The sequence below is a fragment of the Treponema sp. UBA7570 genome, from assembly GCA_002477955.1.
GTDB lineage: Bacteria > Spirochaetota > Spirochaetia > Treponematales > Treponemataceae > Treponema_D.
The window spans coordinates 50,580-74,751 of the sequence record DLLE01000052.1 but is presented as its reverse complement, the minus strand read 5'-3'; the positions used below and the strand labels follow the sequence as shown (position 1 = coordinate 74,751).

Below are 24,172 nucleotides of genomic sequence, written 5' to 3'. Positions count from 1 at the left end.
GCAAACTTGTAAAGATAAAAACAGACGCCATTTTCGGCTATTTTTATCTTACCTCCTGCTAAAAAATTTGCAAAGCAAATTTTATTTTTTAACAAACCGCCAAAAAGACGGATAAATCCTAAATAAAAAACAGTTACCTAAAAGAAAGATTATTCATATAAGAATCAAAATTTTTGCTGAATTCTGTTCCTATATTTTTCTCCAAAACCCGATAAGTTCTATTTTTTGCATCGGATTCAGAAGGAGCACCTTCCCTTCCTTTTAAGTTTATTGCAAACAGCGACTCCGACTTCAAATTATCAGAAAAATCTAAGTCCAACGTATAAACGCAATATGTAATTTTTCCTTTTTTTGAAATTTCGGAAGAATAACTGCCTTCAAGCCCGTATTTTTCTTTTTTAGACGAAGATGTTTTAAATCCGTACTTTGAAAAAATGTTTTGAAAAGCAGATTTTATCTTATTTTCCTTGTCGCCACCAACCCTTATATAAATCGTAATTCCTTCGGCAAACTTCTTTTGAGCAGCCTGCATACTTTGAAGCGAAACAATTTGTTTGCTGATTGCATTTCCCTGCTCAAAATCAATTACTGTAAGATTTTTAAGCAGCCTGTCGTTTTCAGAAGCAATGTCAGCAGCAAAACAAATCTCACTATAACCGTAAAAAGAATGCGGATTTTTTTCAGACTCTGCTACAGACTGTCTAACAACTGCATCGTTTTTCTGTATAAGATCCAAATAAACAGCGGCTGTCTTTTTTCTGTCAAGAACTGCAATTGCATACCACTTCTTTTCAGGCGAATTATAAAAATATTCTGCAATTTCTATTCCAATCAGATTTTCTGCTTCAATTTGGCTCGTTATATTCTGCTGCAAGTTTCCAGAAGAAGAAAAAGAAACTTTTCCGTCAGAAAGCGCCTGTTCCATTTTTTTTGATGCGACACTGTTCGACTTTACTGTCTGCCCGAAAATAGAAGAAAGGTTTTTTACAGCTTCAAGTTCTGCACTTTCCCGATTTTCTCCAGAGCCAGTTCCGTTCATATAAGTTTCCGAAGGATAAACGCTTGTCGGCAGAGTTGTCCATTCCGGCATTTTCTTTTTTGCGCCAAAAACTAGGCAGACAGAGAATATAAAGGAAAAAACAAAAATGCTTTTTTTCATAAAAATCCTTAAACTTTCTTACGTTATTGAATTTTGCAAACTGTTAGAATTTTACAGCAGATTTTTTTATATACTTCTTAATATCGTTGTTCTGATCAGACCAAATAATCTTGTTTGTTTCCAAATCAATCAACTGCATATCAACCTGGTAAGTTCTTACCTGCTGTCTTCCGTCAGTATCTACAATTGTCGTAACAGTGCCCTGGAGCATAAAGTCTGCGGCAGTTTCGTTTCCGATAGATTTAGCAGTTTCGTAAGCATTCTCTGCCTGATCGTATTTTTCTGCACGCAACTCTTCTCTCTGGTTTGCATCCGCTACAAATTCCAAAGTTCCGTCATTGATAATTACATTCTGAAATCTTTTTGAAAGAATTGAAGTGTCAATATGTTCAACGCTCTTGTTTTTGATAGTTCCAATAATTACAACAGGTGTTCTGCCTTTTGCGCTCTTAAAATTTGCAACGCGTTTTGACTTTATGCACGAATCAATCAAAGCTGTGCAAACCTGATTAACATCGTTGTCGTTCCAATATCCGCTCAAATCTTTTACGCTTTCTTCTGCTCCATATCTTTTCACAGAAGTAGATCCGCAAGAAAAGAAAAACAACGAAGAAACAACCAATAAATTTGCCAATACTACTTTTACTTTCATAAATTACCTCTCAATAATAAATCTATTTTATACAAGAAGAAACAACCAAAGAAGGTTTTCCTTCTTTTACCTCAGTTTCAAAAGGTTTTTCGACTATACTTCCATCAGAAAAGCGATAAACCACCTTTCCCTTATATAAGCCAGAAGGAACAGTAAAACCTGCGGCATTTACAGTTTCTGGGAAAAATTCTCCTTGACGAATATCAGCAGTTTCGGTCAAATCAATAGCCGAAAGACCAGCTGCCGTTGAAGAACAAAGCGCGTCAAAAGCAATCGAAGCCAAAGTATAAGCAATGCTTCTTCCCGAAAGCATTTTTAAGCCTTCATAACTAGCGTTTATACTTGCAATTCCTGCCACAATTCCACTGACTTTTTTCGTAATACTGCGGTTCATGCTTGCAGCGTATTCTTTTCTAGCTCTAAGTTTAACAGATTTTTCCAAATTTGCATTAAAATTTTCTATTATAATAGCACTTTTGGTTCCCACATTATTCAGCACAACGTCAACACTGCTTACAGTAGATTTTCCCGCATAAAACGGATAGACAAATTTAAACTGAACAGGAAGAAGGCGATAAGAAGAATTTCCAGTCGGAACATAAAAATATGTAGACTTTGAAGGAAAATAAACTTCTTTTGCAGTCTGTTTTCCAATAAGACCAGCAAGAGCAAGAACGTTAACGCGTCCTTTGCCGGAAGGAATTGCTGAATCAACAGAATCAAAATCTTTTACAAGCGACTTTAAAACAATAGAATCAGAATCAACCTGGCTTTTATCGCCATCTGCCTGTCTTAAAATTAGACTTAAGTATCTGGCAAGAGATGATTCCTTATAAACGTCTTTTTCGGTTGGCTTCTTAGGCAAATCGGCTGTAAAAACTGAAGAATCAATATTATAAGCGCTCAGAGATTTTGCGTCCTCATCAAGCTTTTCGCGGACAGAAGGATCCAGGCCATTTTTTATCAAAACTTCACCGTAAAGACGTCTGTATTCAGGAAGTTTTACGTCAGAAAGTTTGGTGAGCTGGTTTACAGCGCTGTTTAAATCTCCCTGCAAATAGTAACAAAGGGAATTCATCGTGTTTACAAGAAGATACTCGTAAACATTGCCCGTATATTCTTTTAAATTTTCGTTGACAATCGCTTTTCCGATTGATTTTGTAATGCTTTTTGTAAGCGTGTCAAACATCTGCGCGTCAGTCTTTTCAAAAACAACCGAAGCCTGAGCATATTCACCAATAATAAAATAGAGCATAGCAAGGTCAAGATTGTCCCTTATATCTGCCTTTTTTCTTGTTTTGTACAGCATCATTCCAAGACAAGTAGAATAATTTCTCTGATTGTAGGCTTTTTTATACTCTTCTTCGTTGTATTTGATTGGCTTTACTTTTTTGGAGTGCTGTTTTTTTTCAGCCGCAGCAATATTCTCTAGTTCTGTATCTTCTATATTTGAGGAAGAACATGAAACAAAAAAACATGCCAACAGAAGTATAAAAATTTTGATAATTTTTTTCATTTTAAGCTCGCAACCGTGAATAATCTTCAAAACTATTTTTAATTTACTCGAACCATTATTGAGTATGATAGATGCAAAATCTAAAAAAAAACTAAAAACTATTTGACAGAGTTTTTTCAACTTCATCAATCACATCGTCTGGAGTGCTTGCTCCTGCCGTAAGCCCGACTTTTTCAAGAGAAAAAAAATCTTCAGGAATTTCAGCTGCCTTTTCAATCAGGGCAGCGTGTTTGCAAAGCGACTTTGCTTTTCCGTAAAGCCGATTTGTATTTGCGCTGTTTTTTCCGCCAATTACAAGAACTCCGTCTACTTTTTTGCACAAATCCGTCAAACTGTCCTGACGGTCGTAAGTTGCAGGACAAATAGTGCGCAAAACTTTCAAATCAGGAATTTTTTCTTTTAAAACAGCGGCAATTTCATCAAACAGTTTTACACTAAAAGTCGTCTGGCTTATCAAAACACAGTTTTCCGGCACATTTTCTGAAAAAAGTTTTTTATATTCAAAAACAGCATCTTCGACAGATTTTACAAGGACAAAATCGAGTTTCTTTCCGGCATCTTCCGCGCCACGTCTGGCCGCTCCCTCAATTCCAATCACCTCTCCGTGGTTTGCATCTCCCGTAAAAAAAATAATCCAGCCGTTTTTTGCAAAATCTGCACATTTTTTTTGGTTGGCCCGCACGATTGGACAAGTTCCATCCAAAACTTTTGCACCAGTCTTTTCAAGCCCTTCTTTTATTTCTGGAGGAACTCCATGCGCCCGAATTACAACCGTATCTTCTTTTTTTACACAGGAGATTTTTTTTTCATCAAGAATTTTCAATCCGCGGTTTTCAAAAGTTTTTAGGGCCAAAGGATTGTGAATAAGAGGTCCAAATGAATAAACCTGTCCGTTTTTATTTTCTTCAAGTGCACTGTCTGCCGTTTTTACAGCATGCCGCACACCGGCGCAAAAACCCATTTTTTCTGCACGAATAATTTTCATAGAATTTAAATATCGCATTTTATAAAATTCATTACAAGCAAAAAAGCATAAAAAAAAGCCGCAGATAAAAATCCACGGCTTAATCATTCATTAAAAGTTAAAAGCTATTCGCTTTTTTCTTCTGAACGAACATTTGCTTTTGGCAAAACTGCAACAGGTTTCCAATTTTTTCTTACTGTTGCGATGAATGAACCTGCAATGAACAATGATGAATAGCATCCGGAAATAAGACCAACTACGAGCGCAATTGCAAAATTCTTGATGTCGCCAGTTGTAAATACAACGAGAGCAAGAACAGCAAAAAGTGTTGTTATTGTCGTAATTACAGAGCGACTCAAGGTTGCAGTAAGAGCGCTGTTAAGAATATCTTTGAAAGTTTTCGCTTCCACAATCTTCATATCAGAACGAACGCGGTCAAGAATTACGACTGTTGCATTAATTGAATAACCGATAATTGTAAGAATTGCGGCAATTGAGGTCGTTGTAAATTCAAGCTGTGACCATGTAAAGAATGAAATCATAATCAAAGCGTCGTGAATAACGGCAATTACAGAGCCAAGAGCGGCATCCCACTTAAATCGGAACAATGTGTATGCAAAAATCAAAACCAAAGTCGCCAAAACCAAAATAATAGAATCACGAATCAAAGATTTTGAAAACTGCGCGCTTATTGACTGGCTCTGTTCAATTACAACATTCTCGTTGCCATATTTCTCTGCAAGAACAGACTTAACTGCATTTTCTACACTTTCACCAGATTCAGTGCGAACCTGATAAGTATTTTCATCTCCAGCAGACTTTACAGAAGCGTTGATTTTATTAGAAGAAAGAAGTTCTGCGATTTTGTCAGAATCTGTTTCTGCCGCAACACTAACCTGAATGTTCTGGCCAGGTTTAAATTCAAGGCCCCAGTTCATTCCGCGAACACAAAGGCTTACAATTCCAGAAACAATAAGAACTGCGCTCAAAACAACTGCTGCAGGGAAAAATTTACTAAAATGAATTATTTTTTTCATTACTGTTTAACTCCCCAGCCGATACTGATTTTTTTCTGTCCGATTACATCTGTGTTAAAGTCAAACATAAGGCGGGAAATTACCAGTGCTGTAAATACTGATGAACACACACCAATTGCAAGAGAAACTGCAAATCCCTGGATCGAACCAGTACCAAGCTGGCTCAAGAACAGGGCGGCGATAAATGTAGTAATGTTAGAGTCCATAATTGCCCAGAATGCGTTGTCAAAACCGGAAGCAATTGCTGCGGCACGGCTCTTTCCAAGCGCAAGCTCTTCCTTTATGCGTTCAAAAATAATTACGTTGGCGTCAACAGACATACCAACTGTAAGAATCATACCGGCAACAGAAGAAAGTGTAAGTGTAAGGTTGAATGCTGAAAGCACAGCGAACATGATGTACATATTGAGAATCTGTGCAATAACTGCATAAAAACCAGCACCCATGTAATAAACAATCATAAAGATAAACACAAGTGCAAGACCAAGAGCCAAAGCCATCATTCCCTGATGGATTGCCTGTTTTCCAAGAGAGGCGCCGACAACCTGCTGGCTTTCAATCTTTAAAGGAACTTCAAGATAAGAAGTCTGAAGAACCTTCTGAATATTCTGGGCTTCTTCTACACTAAAACCGCCAGAAAGACTTACGTTTCCACCAGTAATAGCCTGGCGAATCGTAGCAGCAGATTTTACTTTGTTGTCGTTTACGATTGCAAGACGTTCGCCTACGTGAGCGCCTGTAAAGTCAGCAAAAATTGTTGCTCCTGCAGAATCAAGAGAGAAGTTTACTTCTGTCTGTCCTGTTGTCTGGTCGCGGCTTACCTGAGCTGATTTTACGTGATTTCCATCGAGGGCAATCTGTTTTTTAACTGCAATGTATCCAATTCTCTGGTCAAGACCATAAGAATCTTTTGTATAATAGCCGAAAACTTCAGTGTCTGAAGGAATTACCGATGGGTCTGCAAGAGAGCCGTCTGCCTTAAAGGCGTCAGGTCCAACAGAAGCATAGTAAGCGGCAAATGCATTTGTTGCGTTTTCATCAACAAGGCGGAAATTCAAGCTTCCTTTGCCCTGAATAATAGAATTTACGCTTTCACCATCTGCCTGGCCTGGAATTTCGATATAAATTCTGTCTTCACCCTGCTGACGGATAACCGGAGAAGTAAGACCGAATTTATCGATTGAAGATGTAAGTGTCTCCAAAGCCTGTGTCATTGCCTGTTCTTTAAAAGCATCTGGATTTCCAACTTCAGAAGTTTCTTTCTGCTTAGCAAGCGCCGCATCCAAGTCTGCCTTTACAATAATGTTCATACCGCCAGAAAGGTCAAGACCAAGTTTTACAGACGAATTGTAATTATGTTTTGCTTTTAAATAGAGCGAGCGGTAATAATCTTCAAATACCGACTGCAATTCCGATGAACTTGAAAATGCGGAGAGAACTGCTGCAAGATTCATGTCCGAAGGAACATCTTTTTTAGCAGCTTTATATGCTTTTTTTGCTGCTTTTACAACGTAAGAGTAAGATTTGTCCAAAGAAGCATTTGCATCTTTGTTTGCCATTTGTTTTACAAGGGCAACTTCCTCTCTTGCTTTTTTCTCTGATTCATCCTTGATTTTTTCAAGTGAACTCAAAGCCACTTTCTGAATCTCATCTGGTGTACCAAAATACCATTTTACCGACGGTCTTAAAAAAAGCGCGCAAACGGCAAGTACAACCAAAATAAGAATAAAACGACTACGTTTATTCATTTAATAATTCCACCCTGAAAACTATTTATTTTCTTCTTCTGCTGCATTTTCTTCTGCAGAAGCTTCTGCTTTTACTTCAACAGCTGGCTCTTCGGCTTTTACTTCTTCAGCTTTCTTTGCTTTTTTAGAAGAAGCTTTTTCAACTGTTTTTTCTGTAACAACTGCAGAAATTGCAGAGCGTGAAAATTCAATCTGAGTATTTGAATCAACTTTTACAACAACTGTTTTTTCTTTTGTAGAGCTTACAGTTCCGTGGATTCCACCGATTGTAACAACTTTGTCGCCTTTTTTAAGGGCGTTAATCATTTTTTCAGTTTCCTTCTGTTTTTTATTCTGCGGACGAATAATGAAGAAATAGAAAATTGCAATGATTAAAATAAACGGAACTACAGACATAAGCATGTTGCCCTGTCCCTGAGCACCATTCTGCAATAAAGGTATAAAAGACATTTTTTCCCTTCCTTTTTTATTAAATTTTTAGCCTTAAAAGAATAACATTTTGATAATATTGTGGCAAGGCAAGAATAAAGATGTCTATTTGGACAGAAGCGTTTCAAGCTCTGCATTTAACAGCAAAAGGCTCTCATCTGCCGGAGAAATTGCAACTACTTGTTTTAAATAATACTGAGCCTTTCGATATTCTTTTTTGTTAAAATAAATTTGATACAGACGAAAAAGCGCATCCTTGTTGCGTGGGTTTGCTGTAAGGCTCGAACGCAAATCCACCATAACCGCATTTTCATTTTTCTGCAAAAAGCTTCGCTCGTAATAGAAGAAACTTTTCATTTTTGAAGATGCCCCGGAAAGATTCTGTTCAATAAGCTGAGAAGCCTCAGAACGCCTGTCGGTAGCAACAAGAACTTTTATATAATTTTGCAAGACCGCTTCGTTTTTTGGATTTTTTTCGTAAAGCGAAGAAATAATGTCCCACGCTTCGCTGTTTTTGCCAGACGCAAGACAGACATCAATGTGAGTAAAAATGCATTCTGCAGGAATGTCTTTTATTTTTATAAGGGCAGAACTTGTTTTGTAAGCTTCGTTCCATTTTTTCCGGCTTACAAAATCATTCACCTGAATTTTCATAGCCTCGATGTTCGTGCTGTCCGTCAAAAGAACCTTTTCTGCAAGTTCGCCAGCGGTTTTTCCATTTATTTTTGAACCAGTTTCCCCGGCAAGGCTTGCCGCAGTAAGAAGAATTTCTGTATCGTCAGGATAAAGAGAAAGCGCTTTTTCGATTGTCGCGCAGGCCGCCGTCATATTTTTATTCCAGTCTTTTTGAACTTTTGCGCGCAAAACAAGATATTCCCGGCTGTCGGAATTTGTAAGCGCATAAACATCAAGCAAGGAAGCAGAGCGAATATAATCGCCTTTTTCCGCAAGAATTTTCGCCCTGAACAAAACAAAATAAGAATTTTCCGGTTCCTGCTGCAAAACCCGTCCAACATAAAGCTCGCTTTCTTCAAGGGCGCCAAGCGCAAAAGCATTTTCTGCGCAAAGTTTTAGCGCCGGAGAATAAAACTGATTTTTTTCGAGAATTGATTTTGCAAGTTCGTAAGATTTTGAGTAATTTTTTAGCTTAAAATTGCAGTCAGCCAAAGCATAGCAAGTCTCTATTGTTTGTGGAGAAGAATCAAAAGCTTTCTCAAAAAAAACTAAAGCGTTTTCAAAATCATTCTGTCTGAGCAAAAGCAAGCCCTGCAAAAAATTAGCAACAACGCTTTCTGGATTTTCTTTTAATGCCAAAGAAAGAGATTCTTGTGCAAGCGGATAATAATCTTTTCTATTTTCGGAAGTTACGAGAACTAAAGAAGGAAGAACCAGTGTCAAAAAATCGGAACTTCCAGTGCTTTCATCGTAAATTCCGCGCTTTGCAGATTCAATTGCGCCGGTGTAAGGATTTGGCGGCAAGCCTTCAAACGGCTGAAAATTCACTTTTTCCTGCTGCCACAAAATCGTCATAAAAGAATATGCTGTGTTTAAAAGAATTTTTTCGTTTTCGGTATAGAATTCTGCATTTTTCCGCAAAATCGAATATGCAAGGTTTATAGATTCTGGAGAGCCGTTCTCAACAGCATTGACCGCTTCTTCTGGAATTCCTGAAAAAAATTTTTTTTCTTTTTTTGGAGGAAGCGCTATCGAAACTGATTCCGAGAGCTGCGCGCTGTACTGCCCTTCCAAATGATTTTCCGCCTGCAATTCATTTTTTGGACTTGAACCGCAGGAAAAAAATGCAAGAGAAAAAACAAAGGTTATGTAAAAGACCGGCTTCATTCCTTTGCATCCTCTTCAAAATCATTTTCAAGGCTTTCGCTTTTGTCGTAAGGAAAGTGCGCGGCCGGATTCTGCTGAATTAAAAACAGAATTATGAGGCAGATTCCAAGAAAAACTGGAAACAGAGGCCAGAAAATCGAAATCCACTTTCTAAAACCCATCGAAATCAAATTGAGAGAAAAAAGCAAAAAGTAAAAACCCATTCCGATTAAAAAAATAGACGGAAAAAGGTAAGAAACACGAATACGCCTGTCTTTTGTAATTCCTGTAAAAAGAACGCTAAAGCCTGCAAGAATTATTGAAACCGGCCAAAGACCTTCGATTCCAAACGGAACAAGTCCGGAACCAATAATCATAAACAAAAAACCGGCAAGAAGAGCGTAAAGTCCAAGAAAAAAAACTAAGGCCGAACTGTATTTTACTAGAGAAAAATAAAAAACAAGCGCTCCGGCAACAGTAAGAATAACGGTCCAGGTTTCGACATGAGCATTAAAATGACTTGCAAGACGCGGAAACAGAAGAATTCCTGCCAAAATACAAACAACGCCGAGAGCCAGAATAATATTCAATGTTGTCGCTGCCAGTTTTTTCATTTTTGCCCCAAATTCAGATATTAACTCTAGCTAATAGAATACAACAAGTTTCGCCCTCTTGCCAATAAGAAAGCACTTTGTTAATCTTTAAATATGAAGATAAACTTGAGATTTTTTGTGTTTTTGTGTCTTGCGGCGCCTTTGTTTTTTTCTAATTTTTCATGTTCATCTAAGAAAAAAAATGAAAATCTTGTCCAGTTAAACCTTCTTCTAAATGAAAAAAATCTTTCGGCACAAACCAGATATGCGGTAATAAATAGAATTGCGAATTCGCTTTATTCTTCAAAAAATTCAAGCGAAATGATTTTGTTTTTGACGGACTGGGTAGAAAAAAATCCGAAAGACATTTACAACGCATATTGGCTTTTGATGGTTGCTTCAAGCTACCTTGAAAACGGAGCAGAACCTGTCGCAGAATATTACTTTAACCGGATACTTAAAAATTATCCGGATCTTCTTGTTCAGGGAAAGTCAGTTCACTTTATCTGCCTGCAGCATTTAATTCAAATCAGCACAGATTCCACAAATAAAATTTCGTATTTTAACCAGCTTGTAAGCCGTTTTCCTTCGCTTGTGAGCATTACAGAAATGTATGTACGGCTTGCGCTTGAGTACGAAAAAGAAGGCGAATACAATCAGGCGCTAAAATCCTACTCGCTATTTTTAAAACAGCCTGACGCTTCGACAATCCAGATTCCTGGAATTCCAGACGCTTATTCAAATGCCAGAAAAATGGTCGATTTTTCAAATTCGACAAAGGACTGGACATTTGAATCCCTCGACGCTTTGGAAAAAGCTGTCAAAACCGCAATAAGACGCTACGACTGGCGTTCTCTCGACAAATATCGCTCAAAAGTAAATTTCTTTGCAATGTCCTGGAAATCAAGCGAAACAGATGCGAACGCGCTTGAAAATTTCTCGATGAAAGGTTTTATGGTCGGACAAAGAATCCGCTACAACGAAAAACTCGATGAGTCTTCAAATCCAAACGAGGCTTATTTGAGAACAACAGGTTGGAGCCCTTACATGCCTGTCTGGTACCTGTATTTTAGAAAGGTGAATTTTCCTGTAGACCCGGAAATTCACGGACGCTGGGAATGGGCCGGAATTTACTATGGTGAAAAACTGTAGAATAAAAGTCATTTTTGCAATCCTGCCTTTTTTTGTCTTTTTAAAAAACCAAAATTCTGTAAAGGCCTGTGATTTTCTTGAAAAAATTACTCCAGAAGAATTTTTAGAGATTTTAAAGACACAAGAGCCGCAGGAATTTTCGTTTGACGAAAAGCAGGCCGGCGGAATACAAATTCCTGATTCGCCTTATGCAAAAAAACAGATAAAAAAATACATTGAGCAATACACAAAACCTTTTGGAAAACGGCAGCTTTCTGAGATTTTAGACAACGGGGAGCTTTACCGACTCTACGTGCGTCAGGAACTAAAAAGAAAGAACCTGCCTGCTGCCCTGGAATATCTTCCGGTCGTAGAAAGCGAATACAAGCCTCTTGCCGTAAGCAAAAGCGGAGCACGCGGACTCTGGCAGTTTATGGACAACTCGATTGCTGGACTTTTAAAAAAGAATGAATACATTGACGAGCGTTACGATCCTTGGCTGAGCACAGACGCCGCCTTAAAAAAACTCGAAGAAAATTACAGGCAGTTTAGGGACTGGCCGCTTGCAATTGCCGCTTACAACTGCGGAGCCGGCGCAATGAAGAAAATTTTGAGCAAAAGCGAAAAAAAAGATTTTTGGTATATTTCGGAAAAAGGACTTTTGCGCGACCAAAGCGTTCAATATGTGCCAAAACTTCTTGCAATCTGCATTCTTGCGACAAACGAAAAAAAATATGGAATGTCTTTGCCAGAAATTACATCTTCTAAAAGATACGCAGAATTTGACTTTTTGACCACAGAAAAACAGATAAACCTGGACAGGCTTTCTTCCGAATTAAAGATGGAGCCTTCGATTTTAAAAAAACTGAATCCTGCCCTTCTGCAAAACTGCACGCCTCCAGACCAAAAATATCAGCTTCGGCTTCCTGATGGAATGAAAGAAAGCGTAAAAATTGCCTTGAATGAAATTTTTGCGGAAAATAAAAACAATTATTCAGCAAGGCATATTGTAAAAAAGGGAGAAACTCTTTGGTCTATTTCTAAAAAATACGGAACAAGCGTTTTAAATCTCCAGAAAATAAACGGATTAAAAGACGGAGATATTCTTTCTGAAGGTAAAATTCTTTATATAAGATAAAAAAATGCCGAAAATGAGGACAAGGGATAGGAAGGGTGAGAGCAGCGAAAACAAACGCCTGCGTTTGGTCGGAGGCGAATGCCGTAGCCCTGGATAGCCCGGTTTTTGCGAAGCAAAAATGGCCCCGTACAAAAAAAGACAGTCTTTTGGAGATTAAATTGAAAAAAGTTTTTTTATTCACGTTTTTTTTTAGCGCCTGCATGGTTTTTGCACAAAACGGCGACCTCGAAAGCAAAAGCAGAATTGACTGGACAAAAAACAATTTTAGTTCTTCAGTTTATCTTGACTTGGAAAAAAGCAATATTGCAATGCCTTCCGGAAAAATGAGCGCGGTAAACCGGATAAAAACAGAACTGCCGGATTTGGTAAAAGAGCCGCTTCTTTCTCTTTTGGTAGACAACAAGACCCAGCTTGCAGACCTTATTTTTGACAACACAATTACTCTCGAACAAGTTGGGAATATTGTAGACGGTTCTAAAAAAAGTCCGGGCATTTTTGTAAATTCTGCCTCGGTTTTAAAAATTGACAGCAGCCTGAGCACTCTCGACATTTCTTCGCTTTTAATCCGGCACAAAACCGCCTACAAACCGCTGCCTCCGTTGCAAAATATTCCAAGCCGTGTTTATACAGGAATTATAATCGATGCCCGCGGCGAGCTTGACGTTCAAGGTGAATTTACAAAAGACGAAATTATGCCGTGCTTTTTCCCTAAAATTTGGGACGAGGATATGAACTTGATTTATGAGCGCAATACTCAAGATCCGGAAATTGAAAAAAAAGAAGGGCTTGTTCACTACGACTGGACGGAAGACGAATCTGTCTACGCCCAGAGAATTGGACTTGATCCGCTTTACATAAACGCAAGAAAAGTTTTTGGAAGATTCCGCACGGATCCTGTTATTTCTAAAAGGGACGCCTTAAAAATTCTTTGTATTCCTGAAAATGTTGAACTTTTAAAGCAGGGAAAAATCGTAATCCTTTTGGACAAAAAAAATCTTGTTAAAGACATTGCTGTTCTGCAAAAAACTGAACAATACTATGCCGACCTCCGCGAAATTAAACAGCGTCTTTTTAACGAAGAAGAAGCGGCTTCAATTCAGGACACAGCGAGAGGAATTCAGATTCTTTATGATTTGAAATTTGTTGCCGACAGTCCAAAGCTTCTGGACGGCGAAGTGCAGAAAGTTAAGAAACTTGCCGAAAGCCTCAAAAAATTGAATTCTGACAACGCCTATACAATTTTGATTGAAGGGCACACTGCCGATGTAAACAAGCCGCAGGGACAGATGAAACTTAGCATTGAGCGAACCCAGACCATAATCGACGAACTCGTAAAAAACGGTCTGGACCGTTCAATTTTCTCTTACAGAGGATACGGCGGCACCCAGCCAGTTGCTTCTAACGAAACAGCAGAAGGCAGGGCTCAAAACCGCCGCGTAATAATTACTGCAAGACCAAAAGCAACTTATATCCAGCGAAATTAAAATTCGCAGGGCAAGCATGCTTTTATTTTGAAAGCATTTCTGCCAGCTGACAAACGCCTTCGACCATTGCCTGGTGCTCTTGCGGGGCAATGCGCGCGTAAAGAGTTTCCGGAGTGTCGCCAGGCATGACAGGCACTTTTTTCTGAACAAGGATTTTTCCAGTATCACAACCGCTGTCTACAAGATGCACAGTACAGCCGGATTCTTTTTCGCCAGCGGCAAGAACCGCTTCGTGGACGTTGTGTCCCCACATTCCTACTCCGCCAAATTTTGGAAGAAGAGCCGGATGCAAGTTTACGATTTTTCCTGAATATTCCTGAATAATTTTTCCGCTCAAAACTGTAAGCCAGCCTGCAAGAACGATGGCGTCGCAACCAGACTCTTTTGCGGCATTTAACGCAGCGTCAGAAACGGCAATGCGTTTTTCTTCCTTGCTGACGGTTTTTGCCTTTTGCTCACCCAAAACAGCAAATGGAGAAACGATTTTTGTCTTTATTCCTGCGTTCTGAGCCCTTTCGAGCGCATACGCTTTTTTTGTATCCGCAATTACAATTTCAATCTGATAAGGACAATTTTCTGTGTTTTTTTCGTAATCAATCAAAGCCTGAAGGTTTGTTCCGCCTCCGCTTACAAGAACTGCAATTTTTATTTTTTCTTTCATAAAAAAAATATACCACAAATAAAGTTTGTTTGACAGGCAAAAAAATATTAAAGTTTTTTACTAAATCTGCCGAAAAGGATTTATAAAGAAAAACCCCCCCCCCCCCCCGATTTTTAAAACAGCAACATTCGGAGGGTGATGACGGGAGCATTTTTTTTGAGAGAGTTACTTTATTCAGCAAAAATTAACATTTTCTTCCTGTTAATTTCATTGTTTTTTACATTTCCGATTTTTTCTCAAGTCGTAAAGACTCCTTTTCCAGTAACAAACCTTGCCTATAGCAAAGACGATGAGTTTTTTGCCTTTACAGAAGAAAATACCGTTTTTTTGCGCAGCTGCTCGACCTACGAACTTTCAGACACTCTAAACATTAAAAACATCGACAAAATAATGTTTTCGGCCGAAGGAAAACACCAAATTCTTCTGGCAATTACAAAGGACGGCTATTTTTCTGTCTGGAATACAGAAAATAGCGAAGACAGATTTCTCAAATTCAATAAAGAGCCTTATTTTAAGCTTGACTGCAAAAACGAAAACGAAATTAGAGCCGTCACTTTCAGCAAAAATTCGGACTATGTGGCAGTCGCATCCGACGACAATTCAATCAAGCTATTTTTTAAGCTGCGCTTTACAAAAGACGCGATTTTTAAAGAACTAAAAGGCCACGATTCAGAAATCTACAGTCTGAATTTTAGCAAAAACGAAAATTTTCTTGCAAGCACATCAAAAGACGGAACGGCGATAATCTGGAACTGCAATTCCCAGTCAGAAATTCTTAAATTGACAGAAATTTACACGCAGACAGAAATTCCTGTTCAATTTTTGGCAGACAACAGTTCAATAATAGCGCCAGAAAACGAAACAAGTTTTTGCATTTACAGCCTCGAAGGCGAAAAGCTCCTTTCAATCGACACTCTTCACAAAATAAAAGGAATAAAACCTCTCAATAAGGAAAACAAAATTGCAATCGTGACGGAAAATGACGAAATAGAGCTCTATGATCTGTCAAAAGAAAAATGGCTCGGCTACATTCCTTCGTGCGATTTTTCGGCCCTTACAGATTTTGAATTTAATCCGGACAACTCAAGGATTCTTATCGGCTACGAAAGCGGCTCGATTTTTGAATTTTTTGTAAAAGACGTGCTTTTATCTCCAGGACAAAAGCCTCCAAAAAAGTTTAGAAGCGCGGAAAATTACGGCGAATCAAATAGCGGAACAGGCTCCTCTTTACGCGGCTGGGGTATTACAAACGGCACTTTTAAAACCCGCCACGAAAAATATCTGTGCGTTTCTTTAAACCTGCGTTCCGCGCCTTCTCCATACAATCTGTCGGCAGGATTTTCATCTGCATTTTTAACATACGACCTTTTGCCGCCTTTTTACACAGGAATTTATGTAAGCCCGTACATCGGTTTTCCAAAATCAAACTATCCTTACAAATACACAAAAAACAACAGCAGCATGGATTCCCCAGTTCTTGCAGGGCTTGATTTGTGCGCGCCGTTCGGAATTTTTGTAATGCCTTTTGTAAACAACGAGATTGGATTTAGCGCGGAGATTTTTGCAGGAACCGGAGTCTGCCTTCTTTGGAACAGGAATTTTGGCGCGGAATCCGCAGCCTCAAAACCGTTCATTTCGCTCAATTTTGGAACAAAACTCGGAATAAACTGGAAATATTTTTCGCTAAATGTCGCGGCCCAATGGAATTCTGTCCAAAAAATTATGATAAGCACAGAACTTGGCGCAAATTTTAAAATCGGAGAAAAAAAATGAACCGGAAAACTCCAGTCTTAAAGACACAGTCTGCCTTTTCTGAACAATTTGATTTTCTCAAAAAAATTTTATTCACCTTTATTACAGTTTTTTTGCTGGGCGCTTTAAACAGCTGCAAAACTTCGATTGACGACGTTTTAGACAATTACAACACAAATTTTACAAGCACAGATTCAACTTCAGAAAAAACTTCAGGAATCGCGCCGGGAGAACCAGGCTTTAACGAAAAAAATATGCTTTCTCCAAAATATTTTCTGCGCTGCGACGGAACACTAAGCCTTTACGCGCCTCCAAGATGCGCCTCATATCAATGGAAAATCACAAAAGTCGAGGAAGTGACGGCGACAGGCCAGATGGGAACGGCCGTAAAAACAACCATCGAAAAAAACATAATCTGTAACCTTGCAAACGGCTCTTCAATGACAACGAGGGCCTTTTCGCTGTACGTGCCATCTTCAAACTTAAAGACCGGCACTTATAAACTTGCGCTTACAGTAACAGACAAGGAGGAAAACAGCTACACAGACGACTGCATAGTAATCATTTACTTTATGAACTAGCCCCCAAAAAACGGAGCAAAGTTTATCGGGCGGCTTTTTGCATGGCAAAAACCGGGTTATCCGGGGTTTCATTCGCAAGCGAACGGCTCCGCCGCCCCTACTACCCCTGCCGCAAAACAGGCGGCTTGTGCGCCTTGCGCACAATTAAAACTAACAAAAATTAACTGTTCTTTTATAGGAGGATGTTATGAAAAACAGAAAAAGCATTTTTGCATTCTTTGCAATCAGTGCCGCAATGATTTTTGCCTCGTGCTCAAATCTCACCGATGCAAACGTAAGTTCAAATTCAGAAAACAAAAACACTCTGAACATTGAAGTTACAAACTACGACGAAGTCGTAACTCAGGCTTCTAAAAGCGCAAACCGCGCAAGCCGTACAATTATCCCGGATTCTTTTGATTCTGACGGAGTAGATTTTTACCTTTACGGTACAAATACATCTGGAGGAACTTTTGGACCTGAAAAAGTGGATTTTAATGGAAATACAGATGCTGCAGGAGGCACTGCTTCAAAGACTGTCGGAACAATAAATATTCCGGCAAACAGCGCTGTATGGGAATTTACACTTGTCGCAGTAGCTAATGGAGATGCAGCCCCGACTGAAGCAACTCTTAAAGACAATGCGGTTCTTATCGGCTATTCGTCAATGGATATGCTCAACGGCGACACGGCAAAATTTACACTTTCTCCAGACGGTCTTACAAAAGAGGCACAAATCGCAATGAAGCTTTACACTGACGGTTGGAAACTTCCAGCAGGATTCACTGCAAAAGCCGGAATCTATCTTCTTACAACAGGAGCGGACGCCGGAGCAGACGCCACCCCGACAGAAAAAGATGTTACTTTTACAGACGCTTCAATTGACGAGGCACATGCCGTAGATTACGCAATTGCTTCTTTTGCCCCTGGAACTTATCTTTTCAAAGTGACTTTTGAAAAAACAGGCTCAAATAAAAAGTTCTACTGGAGCGACGTTCTTGTTGTTCTTCCTGGAAAAACAGTAGAAAATGCAGTTGGTATTCCAAACATAATCGGAACTGCGCCAGAAGCTCCGACAGCATTTAAAGCAGGCTATGTGGAAAACAGCGAGGACAAGTTCTCCGGCTGGTACACTACAGCATTTGAATGGGAACGTGGTTCTAAAAACGAAAACAATTTTGAAATCGAAGTTCTTGAATTTAACGATGCGGACACAGCAGTTACTCATCCAACCACTGACGATGAATGGACAACAGCTTTAGCAGACGGAAAATCTGTAACTTATGGCAGCAAATTGAGCACAGAAGCAAACTACGAAGGCGGCTCTCTTCTTTCTGGAAACACAAAGGCTCAGCTCCGCCTTGAACTTGGAAAACGCTATTTTGCAAGAATCCGCGCAGTAAACGACGCAGGAAAATCCGCTTGGAAGCTTGTTGACCTTACGACAGCACCAGCAGAACCGACAGAAACTAAAGCATTTACTGGAAATACAATCAACCGCTACAGGCTCACATATTTTATGAACGGAGGCACTTACTTCGATGACGAAACAGCGGCAGAAGGCGGCACTGGCGGCAGCACAGCGGACAGAGTAAGCTATCACTGCGAAGATTCTACAACTGGAACCGAAATCATAAAAGCAGACGGAACTCCAATCATCAAGAAAAACACATATACCTGGTCTTACTGGAGCAAAGACGCAACAAGCGAAACTGCAAGCAGATACAACGAACCTGGAACAGCACCAGAAGCGTATAAAGGCTACAAAAACTTGGATCTTTACGCAATGTTCGCAACAGACGCAAGTGTGGCAATCTTCGACAAACAAAGCCTTGAAATTCAAGACGGCTGGATTACGGTAGACACAGGAACGATCACTGGAAAAACAGCAGAAATTGAAGCTACAACTCAGACAGAAGCAAAATGGACGTTCACTCCAGGAGATGTAAAAGATGCGGAAGGCAACAAAATCGAAAATTTTGCTTATGACAAAGTAAACTTTACTGTAACAAGAGGCGGAACAATTTTTGAGGCATTATCCGCGGATAAAGTAGGCGCAGAAACAGACTTTACAATGTCACTTTCAGATCTTCCTGCAGGAATCTATCAGGTAATGTTCACCGCTCATTACGGCACAACTACGGTTTCTTATTCAATAATAACAACAATTACAAGATAAGATTTTAGTTTATCCCGGCCCGGCTAAGTCTTTAGCCGGGCTTTTTTTATAAACTGTCCACAAATGTTTATTTTTGATAGTTTTTTTCTTGAAAATACATTTTTCTTACATATTCTTGACAAAACGTTTTTGAGGTTACATAATCTGAAATATGTTTAATTCAAACCTTGTAAAAGTCAGCGTCCTTCTCGTGGTGGTTTCCATCTAGCCGGAAAGTCGTTGCTTTTATTTTTGTTTGATAAATTTAAAGCGTAAATCACAGGCTCTCCGGAACTAGTTTCCTGAGAGCCTTTTTATTTTTTTTGGAGAATAATATGAAGTTGACTGGCGCGCAAATCGTTGTAAAAATGCTCGAAAAACAGGGCATTAAGACTGTTTCTGGGATTCCAGGCGGTTCAATCCTGCCTTTGTACGATGAACTCAATAAAAGTTCAATCCGGCATATTCTAGTGCGACAGGAACAGGCGGCAGGCTTTATAGCGCAAGGAATGGCACGCACATCTGGAAAAGCGGCGGTCTGTCTGGCAACAAGCGGTCCAGGAGCAATGAACCTTTTGACGGCAATTGCAGACGCAAGAAGCGACTCGATTCCTCTGGTTGCCATAACCGGTCAGGTAAACACATATCTTATCGGAACAGATGCGTTTCAAGAAGCCGACACTTTCGGACTTTCGTTTCCAATCACAAAACATTCAATCGCAGTAAAAAATCCAGAAGAACTTTTGACGGCAATTCCACAGGCCTTTGCAATTGCCCAGGAAGGCCGTCCGGGTCCTGTTTTAATTGACATTCCGCGCGACGTTCAGCTTGCCCAGTGCGAAGTAGAAAGTTTTCCTGATTACGAAGATTTTTGCATAAAAGAAGAAAATGTGCGCTTTCATACAAAAAAAGGAAAAATTCAAAATATCGTAGAAAAAATGGCATTAGAGCTTGCGCAAGCAAAAAAACCGGTTTTGTACATTGGCGGTGGCTGCAATTCTCCAGCAGCAGCAAAAGCATTGAGGGAATTCAAAAAAAATTACCGTTTGCCCGTTGTAACTTCGCTCATGGCTTTGGGAGCAATTCCAAAAACAGATTCGGACAATGCCGGAATGGTCGGCATGCACGGCTCTTACCCGGCAAATGTTGCAATGTACGAAAGCGATCTGGTTTTTGCGGCAGGAGTACGCTTTGACGACCGCGCAACAGGAATCGTAAAAAAATTCTGTCCTTCTGCAAAAATTCTTCATATCGACATTGACGCTGCGGAAATAAACAAAATTCTCCCGACAACACACAGCCTTGTCTGCAAAGCAGAAACCGCAGTTCCGCTCATTACAGATTCGCTCAAAAATATTTTAAAAAATCAGGACAGCAAAGGATTTGCACAGGAACGCGAGCTTTGGGCAGAAAAAATCGCAAACCTTTCAAAAGAAAATTTTTCCCTCAACTGCGGTTCCCCGGACAAAAATCAAAAAAGAGAGGGTTTTGAAGATTCAGCAAATCCGCGAAAATTCATTTCAGAGCTTCCATCTCTTGCGCAAAACGCCGGACTCAACGAAAAAGACATACTCGTTACGACAGATGTCGGCCAGCACCAAATGTTTGCCGCCCAATACTATCCTGTAAACGAGCCGCGGACATTTTTAACTTCAGGAAGCCTCGGAACAATGGGTTTTGGACTTCCGGCGGCAATCGGAGCATCGCTTCAAAACCCGCAAAAAAGAATTATCTGCATAAGCGGCGACGGCTCAATTCTTATGAACATTCAGGAACTTGCAACTCTGGCCGAAAACAACCTTGCCGTAACGGTAATAATTTTTGTAAATCACACGCTCGGAATGGTTTACCAGCAGCAAAAGTTTCTTTTTGACAAAAATTATTCAGCAAGCACCTTTTCAGCACAGCCAGATTTTCTTCAAATTGCAAAGGGTTTTGGAATCGAAGGAACAAATGCAAACACGGACAGCGAATGGTTCAAAAAAGCCTTTGACCAAAACAGAAAAAACAGACCGTTCATTGTCACTGTAAAAGTTGATCCCGAAGAAAATGTACTGCCGTTTGTTCCAGGCGGAAAGGCAAATATTGATTCGATAAGATAAAATAAAAATTCGGGTGGCTTTTTGCTAGCGCAAAAATCGGGCTATTCGGGGTTCCGCGCTAACCGCGCTACATTGGCGGTTGCAAGCAACCGCCAACGGCTCCGCCGCCCCTACTATCCCTGCCATGTAAGTGGCGGGCCGTGCGCGTAAGCGCACAGTATAATCAACGAGTTTTGCGCCAGCAAAAGTCGCAGCGTGCTTGCACGCAATATCCCTGCCATGTAAGTGGCAGGCCGTGCGCCAGCAAATTCAATTTTTTTTTACAGAATGTAGCGCGACAAATCAACATCCGTAACAACGCCACGGAGCTTTTCATCAACAAATTTTGCATCAATTGTAAGAGTTTCTCCAGAATGTTCGTCTGCAGAAAAACTTGCATCTTCCAGAACTTTTTCCATAATCGTATGCAAACGGCGTGCGCCAATATTTTCGCTTCGGCTGTTTACATCTTCTGCAAGGAAACTCATTCTGTCGATTGCATCGTCGCTAAATTCAATTTTTAAGCCTTCTGTTTCCAAAAGCGCAGTATACTGTTTTGTAAGAGCATTTTTTGGTTCAAGCAAAATGCGCTTAAATTCATTCTTTGTAAGGCTTTCAAGTTCAACGCGAAGAGGAAAACGTCCCTGCAATTCAGGAATCAAATCGCTTGGTGCGCTCATGCTAAAGGCTCCTGCGGCAACAAACAAAATATGAGTTGTATCTACAACGCCCCATTTTGTATTCACTTTTGAGCCTTCAACAATCGGAAGAATGTCTCTCTGAACGCCTTCGCGGCTTACCTGTCCAGAAGAATTCTGATTTTTTGCCGCGATTTTGTCGATTTCATCAATAAACACAATTCCGCTCTGTTCCACACGCTGCTTTGCAATATCAGCAACTTTGTCAGGATCAATCATTGAATCCAATGTTTCTGCCTGTAAAATCTTGCGCGCTTCGCGAACAGTAACCATTTTTTTCTTCAAATTCCGGCCTGTCAAAATATTCTGCAAATCCTGCATTCCGCTTTGCAAATCATCAAGGCTTCCACCGGCAATAATTTCCATGCTCGGTCCGCGTGGCTGCCTTCTTATTGTAACTTCAACTTCGCGGTCTTCGAGTTTGCCCTCACGAAGCATCTGGCGGAATTTTTCGCGGGTCGAATTCTGAGACGATTCTGTTTTTTCATCAGAAATCTGCTCCGGCAAAACAAACGCATTTTCCGGCATCTGCATAGATTCGGAATCCTTTGGCGTTTTCTGTTTTTTTTCTGTTCCGGGCAGCAAAAGGTCAAGAATCTTTTCTTCAACTTTCGGAAGGCTTGATTCTTTCATCTGCTCTTCCATTTCTGCCTTTACGTTATTAAAACCAACTGCCATAAGGTCACGAATCATTGATTCAACATCGCGTCCAACATAGCCAACTTCTGTGTATTTTGTCGCTTCAACCTTTATAAAAGGCGCATTTACGAGTTTTGCAAGCCGACGTGCAATTTCTGTTTTTCCAGAACCTGTAGGCCCAATCATAAGAATATTTTTTGGCGCAACTTCGTCCCGAATATCTTCAGAAAGATGAATCCGGCGCAAACGGTTACGCAAAGCAACAGCAACCGCCCTTTTTGCTTTTTCCTGGCCAATTATGTACTGGTCGAGTTTTTCTACTATCTGTTTAGGTGTAAGTCCTTCAATAGCCATAGTTTTTTTTCCTTTTTTATTTTGCAATAACGTTTAAATGTAAGTTTGCAGTTTTTTCTATTCAAGAACTTCTGCTGTCACGTTATGGTTCGTGTAAATACAAATATTTCCTGCAATACCCAATGATTTTTCCGCAATTTCTTTTGCACTGTAATTGCTGCATTCCAAATAGGCAAGAGCCGCAGAATAAGCGTAATTCCCGCCAGAACCGATTGCAAGAACATCATTTTCCGGTTCAATTACGTTTCCATCGCCGCTTATCAAAAGAATTTTTGACTTATCCGCAACAATCAGCATTGCTTCGAGTTTCTGCAAAGAACGTTCTGTACGCCACATTTTTGCAAGCTCAACAGCAGAACGGGTCAAATCACCGTTAAACTCTTTTATTTTTTCTTCAAATTTATCAAGCAAAGTAAAAGCGTCTGCCACGCTTCCGGCAAAACCTGTCAAAATTTTCCCATTGTAAATTTTTCGAACTTTACGCGCATTGCCTTTGCAAACCGTGTTTCCAAGAGTAACCTGTCCGTCTCCGGCCATAGCAACTTTACCGTCTTTTTTTACAGCAATAACTGTCGTACTTCTAATTTTAGCCTTTTCCATATTTTAAATATATTCAAAAAAAAATAATCGGGCAAGAAAAAAAACAAAAAAGAAAATTATCGGTAAATTGTCAATTCTTTTAAATTTTGTTTCCGCCGTGAGGGTGCGCTTTATTGTACATTGCAATCATTTTGTCTGTAGAAACGTGAGTATATCGTTGAGTTGTACTTATCGAAGAATGGCCAAGCATTTCCTGAACAAGCCGGACATCTGCTCCCTGGGTTATGAGGGCAGTGGCAAAAGTATGCCTGAACGCGTGAGGATTTACATGACGGTTTGTCCCCTCCGCTCCCGAATATTTAGAAAGAATAAAACCGACACCTCCACGCCCCAGAGGTTCTCCCTTTTGGCTTACAAACAGAAAATCTTTCGGATTTCTAATCTTTAAATCTGTAAACCGCGAATTTCTTTCTGCAAGATAAGTTTTTATTGCGTTTTGAGCGTCTTTTTCAAAATAAACAATTCGGTCTTTTTTTCCCTTTCCTCTTACAACTGCACTCGAAAAACCGTACGAAAAATCTGAAATTTTTAAGCCGACAACTTCAGAAAGACGGCAGCCGCTTGAATACATCACCTCAAAAAGGGCTTTGTCGCGGCTTTTCCATAAAAGAGGCTTTTTATCCGGTTCGGAGCAAATTTTATCAACTTCTGCGCCTGTCAAAAAATTCGGCAAGTTTTTTGACGTTTTTACGGTTTTTATTTCAAGCGCAGGATTCGTTTTTAAATATCCGAATTTCCAGCAATAAGCGAAAAGGCTTCTAAATGATGAAATAAATCTATTTATGGAAGTGTTTTTTCTATGTTTTAAAGACATATTTCCAACACAAAGCCTCAAGTCTTCGGTTGTTACAGTTTCTATCTGCCGTTCAAAACCAATGCTCTGCATCAGGCAAAGCTGTTCAAGGTCATTTTTATATGCCGTCACAGTATTTTGCGACATTCCCTTTACAGAACCAATATAAAGCAAAAATTCTTCGCAAGCCTCTTTTATTGTCAA

General features: G+C 39.8%; 20 protein-coding genes. 7 read left to right on the top strand and 13 right to left on the bottom strand.

Going from position 1 to position 24,172, the window contains the following annotated elements; genetic code table 11:
* Positions 1 to 133: 133 nt before the first annotated feature.
* The 9 genes from B4N75_RS06275 to B4N75_RS06235 form a co-directional block, all read right to left on the bottom strand.
* Entirely contained in the window at positions 134 to 1,159 is a 1,026-nt protein-coding gene (locus B4N75_RS06275) for an LPP20 family lipoprotein (protein ID WP_296667413.1), read from the bottom strand.
* A gap of 43 nt (positions 1,160 to 1,202) precedes the next feature.
* The gene (locus tag B4N75_RS06270; protein WP_296020041.1) at positions 1,203 to 1,811 is read right to left on the bottom strand and encodes a penicillin-binding protein activator LpoB; all 609 of its coding nucleotides are present in this window, start codon (positions 1,809 to 1,811) and stop codon (positions 1,203 to 1,205) included.
* A gap of 22 nt (positions 1,812 to 1,833) precedes the next feature.
* Complete coding sequence (locus B4N75_RS06265) at positions 1,834 to 3,327, bottom strand: hypothetical protein (RefSeq protein ID WP_296667415.1); 1,494 nt, start codon at positions 3,325 to 3,327, stop codon at positions 1,834 to 1,836.
* A 91-nt stretch (positions 3,328 to 3,418) separates the two neighbouring features.
* Positions 3,419 to 4,312 carry a 4-hydroxy-3-methylbut-2-enyl diphosphate reductase gene (gene ispH, locus B4N75_RS06260; RefSeq protein ID WP_296667417.1) on the bottom strand — a complete coding sequence of 298 codons (894 nt, stop codon included), beginning with the start codon at positions 4,310 to 4,312 and terminating at the stop codon, positions 3,419 to 3,421.
* A gap of 104 nt (positions 4,313 to 4,416) precedes the next feature.
* Positions 4,417 to 5,328 carry a protein translocase subunit SecF gene (secF, locus tag B4N75_RS06255; protein ID WP_296667418.1) on the bottom strand — a complete coding sequence of 304 codons (912 nt, stop codon included), beginning with the start codon at positions 5,326 to 5,328 and terminating at the stop codon, positions 4,417 to 4,419.
* A complete protein-coding gene (secD, locus tag B4N75_RS06250; RefSeq protein ID WP_296667419.1) occupies positions 5,328 to 7,076 on the bottom strand; it encodes a protein translocase subunit SecD in 1,749 nt (582 codons plus the stop codon). The genes secF and secD overlap by 1 nt, the downstream gene beginning before the upstream one ends.
* A gap of 21 nt (positions 7,077 to 7,097) precedes the next feature.
* Positions 7,098 to 7,526, bottom strand: a complete 429-nt coding sequence (gene yajC / locus B4N75_RS06245) for a preprotein translocase subunit YajC (RefSeq protein ID WP_296667421.1) — start codon at positions 7,524 to 7,526, stop codon at positions 7,098 to 7,100.
* A gap of 84 nt (positions 7,527 to 7,610) precedes the next feature.
* Positions 7,611 to 9,347, bottom strand: a complete 1,737-nt coding sequence (locus B4N75_RS06240) for a tetratricopeptide repeat protein (RefSeq protein WP_296706879.1) — start codon at positions 9,345 to 9,347, stop codon at positions 7,611 to 7,613.
* Complete coding sequence (locus B4N75_RS06235; RefSeq protein WP_296667425.1) at positions 9,344 to 9,940, bottom strand: hypothetical protein; 597 nt, start codon at positions 9,938 to 9,940, stop codon at positions 9,344 to 9,346. The genes B4N75_RS06240 and B4N75_RS06235 overlap by 4 nt, the downstream gene beginning before the upstream one ends.
* Before the next feature lie 141 nt (positions 9,941 to 10,081).
* Between B4N75_RS06235 and B4N75_RS06230 the strand changes: the two genes are divergently transcribed.
* The 3 genes from B4N75_RS06230 to B4N75_RS06220 all read left to right on the top strand — a co-directional run bounded on the left by B4N75_RS06230 (position 10,082) and on the right by B4N75_RS06220 (position 13,672).
* Positions 10,082 to 11,071 carry a tetratricopeptide repeat protein gene (locus B4N75_RS06230; protein WP_296020058.1) on the top strand — a complete coding sequence of 330 codons (990 nt, stop codon included), beginning with the start codon at positions 10,082 to 10,084 and terminating at the stop codon, positions 11,069 to 11,071.
* Entirely contained in the window at positions 11,055 to 12,188 is a 1,134-nt protein-coding gene (locus B4N75_RS06225) for a lytic transglycosylase domain-containing protein (protein WP_296667428.1), read from the top strand. The genes B4N75_RS06230 and B4N75_RS06225 overlap by 17 nt, the downstream gene beginning before the upstream one ends.
* Before the next feature lie 158 nt (positions 12,189 to 12,346).
* Positions 12,347 to 13,672 carry an OmpA family protein gene (locus tag B4N75_RS06220; protein ID WP_296706877.1) on the top strand — a complete coding sequence of 442 codons (1,326 nt, stop codon included), beginning with the start codon at positions 12,347 to 12,349 and terminating at the stop codon, positions 13,670 to 13,672.
* Between the two features lie 22 nt (positions 13,673 to 13,694).
* Here the strand turns inward: B4N75_RS06220 and purN are convergent, their stop codons facing one another.
* The gene (purN, locus tag B4N75_RS06215; protein WP_296667432.1) at positions 13,695 to 14,333 is read right to left on the bottom strand and encodes a phosphoribosylglycinamide formyltransferase; all 639 of its coding nucleotides are present in this window, start codon (positions 14,331 to 14,333) and stop codon (positions 13,695 to 13,697) included.
* Positions 14,334 to 14,489: 156 nt separating this feature from the next.
* Between purN and B4N75_RS06210 the strand changes: the two genes are divergently transcribed.
* From B4N75_RS06210 to ilvB, 4 genes are all read left to right on the top strand, one after another.
* A complete protein-coding gene (locus tag B4N75_RS06210; protein ID WP_296667434.1) occupies positions 14,490 to 16,106 on the top strand; it encodes a WD40 repeat domain-containing protein in 1,617 nt (538 codons plus the stop codon).
* Positions 16,103 to 16,666 (top strand): hypothetical protein, encoded by a 564-nt coding sequence (locus tag B4N75_RS06205; RefSeq protein ID WP_296667436.1) that lies wholly within the window; start codon positions 16,103 to 16,105, stop codon positions 16,664 to 16,666. The genes B4N75_RS06210 and B4N75_RS06205 overlap by 4 nt, the downstream gene beginning before the upstream one ends.
* A 187-nt stretch (positions 16,667 to 16,853) precedes the next feature.
* Positions 16,854 to 18,824: a hypothetical protein gene (locus B4N75_RS06200; RefSeq protein WP_296706875.1), complete on the top strand. Its 1,971-nt coding sequence runs from the start codon at positions 16,854 to 16,856 to the stop codon at positions 18,822 to 18,824.
* 314 nt (positions 18,825 to 19,138) lie between these two features.
* Complete coding sequence (gene ilvB, locus B4N75_RS06195) at positions 19,139 to 20,905, top strand: biosynthetic-type acetolactate synthase large subunit (protein WP_296706873.1); 1,767 nt, start codon at positions 19,139 to 19,141, stop codon at positions 20,903 to 20,905.
* Between the two features lie 260 nt (positions 20,906 to 21,165).
* Here ilvB and hslU read toward each other — a convergent pair whose 3' ends face one another.
* The 3 genes from hslU to B4N75_RS06180 form a co-directional block, all read right to left on the bottom strand.
* Positions 21,166 to 22,575 carry an ATP-dependent protease ATPase subunit HslU gene (gene hslU / locus B4N75_RS06190; RefSeq protein WP_296667638.1) on the bottom strand — a complete coding sequence of 470 codons (1,410 nt, stop codon included), beginning with the start codon at positions 22,573 to 22,575 and terminating at the stop codon, positions 21,166 to 21,168.
* Positions 22,576 to 22,632: 57 nt separating this feature from the next.
* Positions 22,633 to 23,175, bottom strand: a complete 543-nt coding sequence (hslV, locus tag B4N75_RS06185; RefSeq protein WP_296020076.1) for an ATP-dependent protease subunit HslV — start codon at positions 23,173 to 23,175, stop codon at positions 22,633 to 22,635.
* A 79-nt stretch (positions 23,176 to 23,254) separates the two neighbouring features.
* The gene (locus B4N75_RS06180; protein ID WP_296667635.1) at positions 23,255 to 24,172 is read right to left on the bottom strand and encodes a tyrosine-type recombinase/integrase; all 918 of its coding nucleotides are present in this window, start codon (positions 24,170 to 24,172) and stop codon (positions 23,255 to 23,257) included.

Coding starts and splice junctions, on each gene's coding strand:
- B4N75_RS06275 (WP_296667413.1), bottom strand. CDS start 1,159: ATGAAAAAAAGCATTTTTGTTTTTTCCTTTATATTCTCTGTCTGCCTA.
- B4N75_RS06270 (WP_296020041.1), bottom strand. CDS start 1,811: ATGAAAGTAAAAGTAGTATTGGCAAATTTATTGGTTGTTTCTTCGTTG.
- B4N75_RS06265 (WP_296667415.1), bottom strand. CDS start 3,327: ATGAAAAAAATTATCAAAATTTTTATACTTCTGTTGGCATGTTTTTTT.
- ispH (WP_296667417.1), bottom strand. CDS start 4,312: ATGAAAATTATTCGTGCAGAAAAAATGGGTTTTTGCGCCGGTGTGCGG.
- secF (WP_296667418.1), bottom strand. CDS start 5,328: ATGAAAAAAATAATTCATTTTAGTAAATTTTTCCCTGCAGCAGTTGTT.
- secD (WP_296667419.1), bottom strand. CDS start 7,076: ATGAATAAACGTAGTCGTTTTATTCTTATTTTGGTTGTACTTGCCGTT.
- yajC (WP_296667421.1), bottom strand. CDS start 7,526: ATGTCTTTTATACCTTTATTGCAGAATGGTGCTCAGGGACAGGGCAAC.
- B4N75_RS06240 (WP_296706879.1), bottom strand. CDS start 9,347: ATGAAGCCGGTCTTTTACATAACCTTTGTTTTTTCTCTTGCATTTTTT.
- B4N75_RS06235 (WP_296667425.1), bottom strand. CDS start 9,940: ATGAAAAAACTGGCAGCGACAACATTGAATATTATTCTGGCTCTCGGC.
- B4N75_RS06225 (WP_296667428.1), top strand. CDS start 11,055: ATGGTGAAAAACTGTAGAATAAAAGTCATTTTTGCAATCCTGCCTTTT.
- purN (WP_296667432.1), bottom strand. CDS start 14,333: ATGAAAGAAAAAATAAAAATTGCAGTTCTTGTAAGCGGAGGCGGAACA.
- B4N75_RS06205 (WP_296667436.1), top strand. CDS start 16,103: ATGAACCGGAAAACTCCAGTCTTAAAGACACAGTCTGCCTTTTCTGAA.
- B4N75_RS06200 (WP_296706875.1), top strand. CDS start 16,854: ATGAAAAACAGAAAAAGCATTTTTGCATTCTTTGCAATCAGTGCCGCA.
- ilvB (WP_296706873.1), top strand. CDS start 19,139: ATGAAGTTGACTGGCGCGCAAATCGTTGTAAAAATGCTCGAAAAACAG.
- hslU (WP_296667638.1), bottom strand. CDS start 22,575: ATGGCTATTGAAGGACTTACACCTAAACAGATAGTAGAAAAACTCGAC.
- hslV (WP_296020076.1), bottom strand. CDS start 23,175: ATGGAAAAGGCTAAAATTAGAAGTACGACAGTTATTGCTGTAAAAAAA.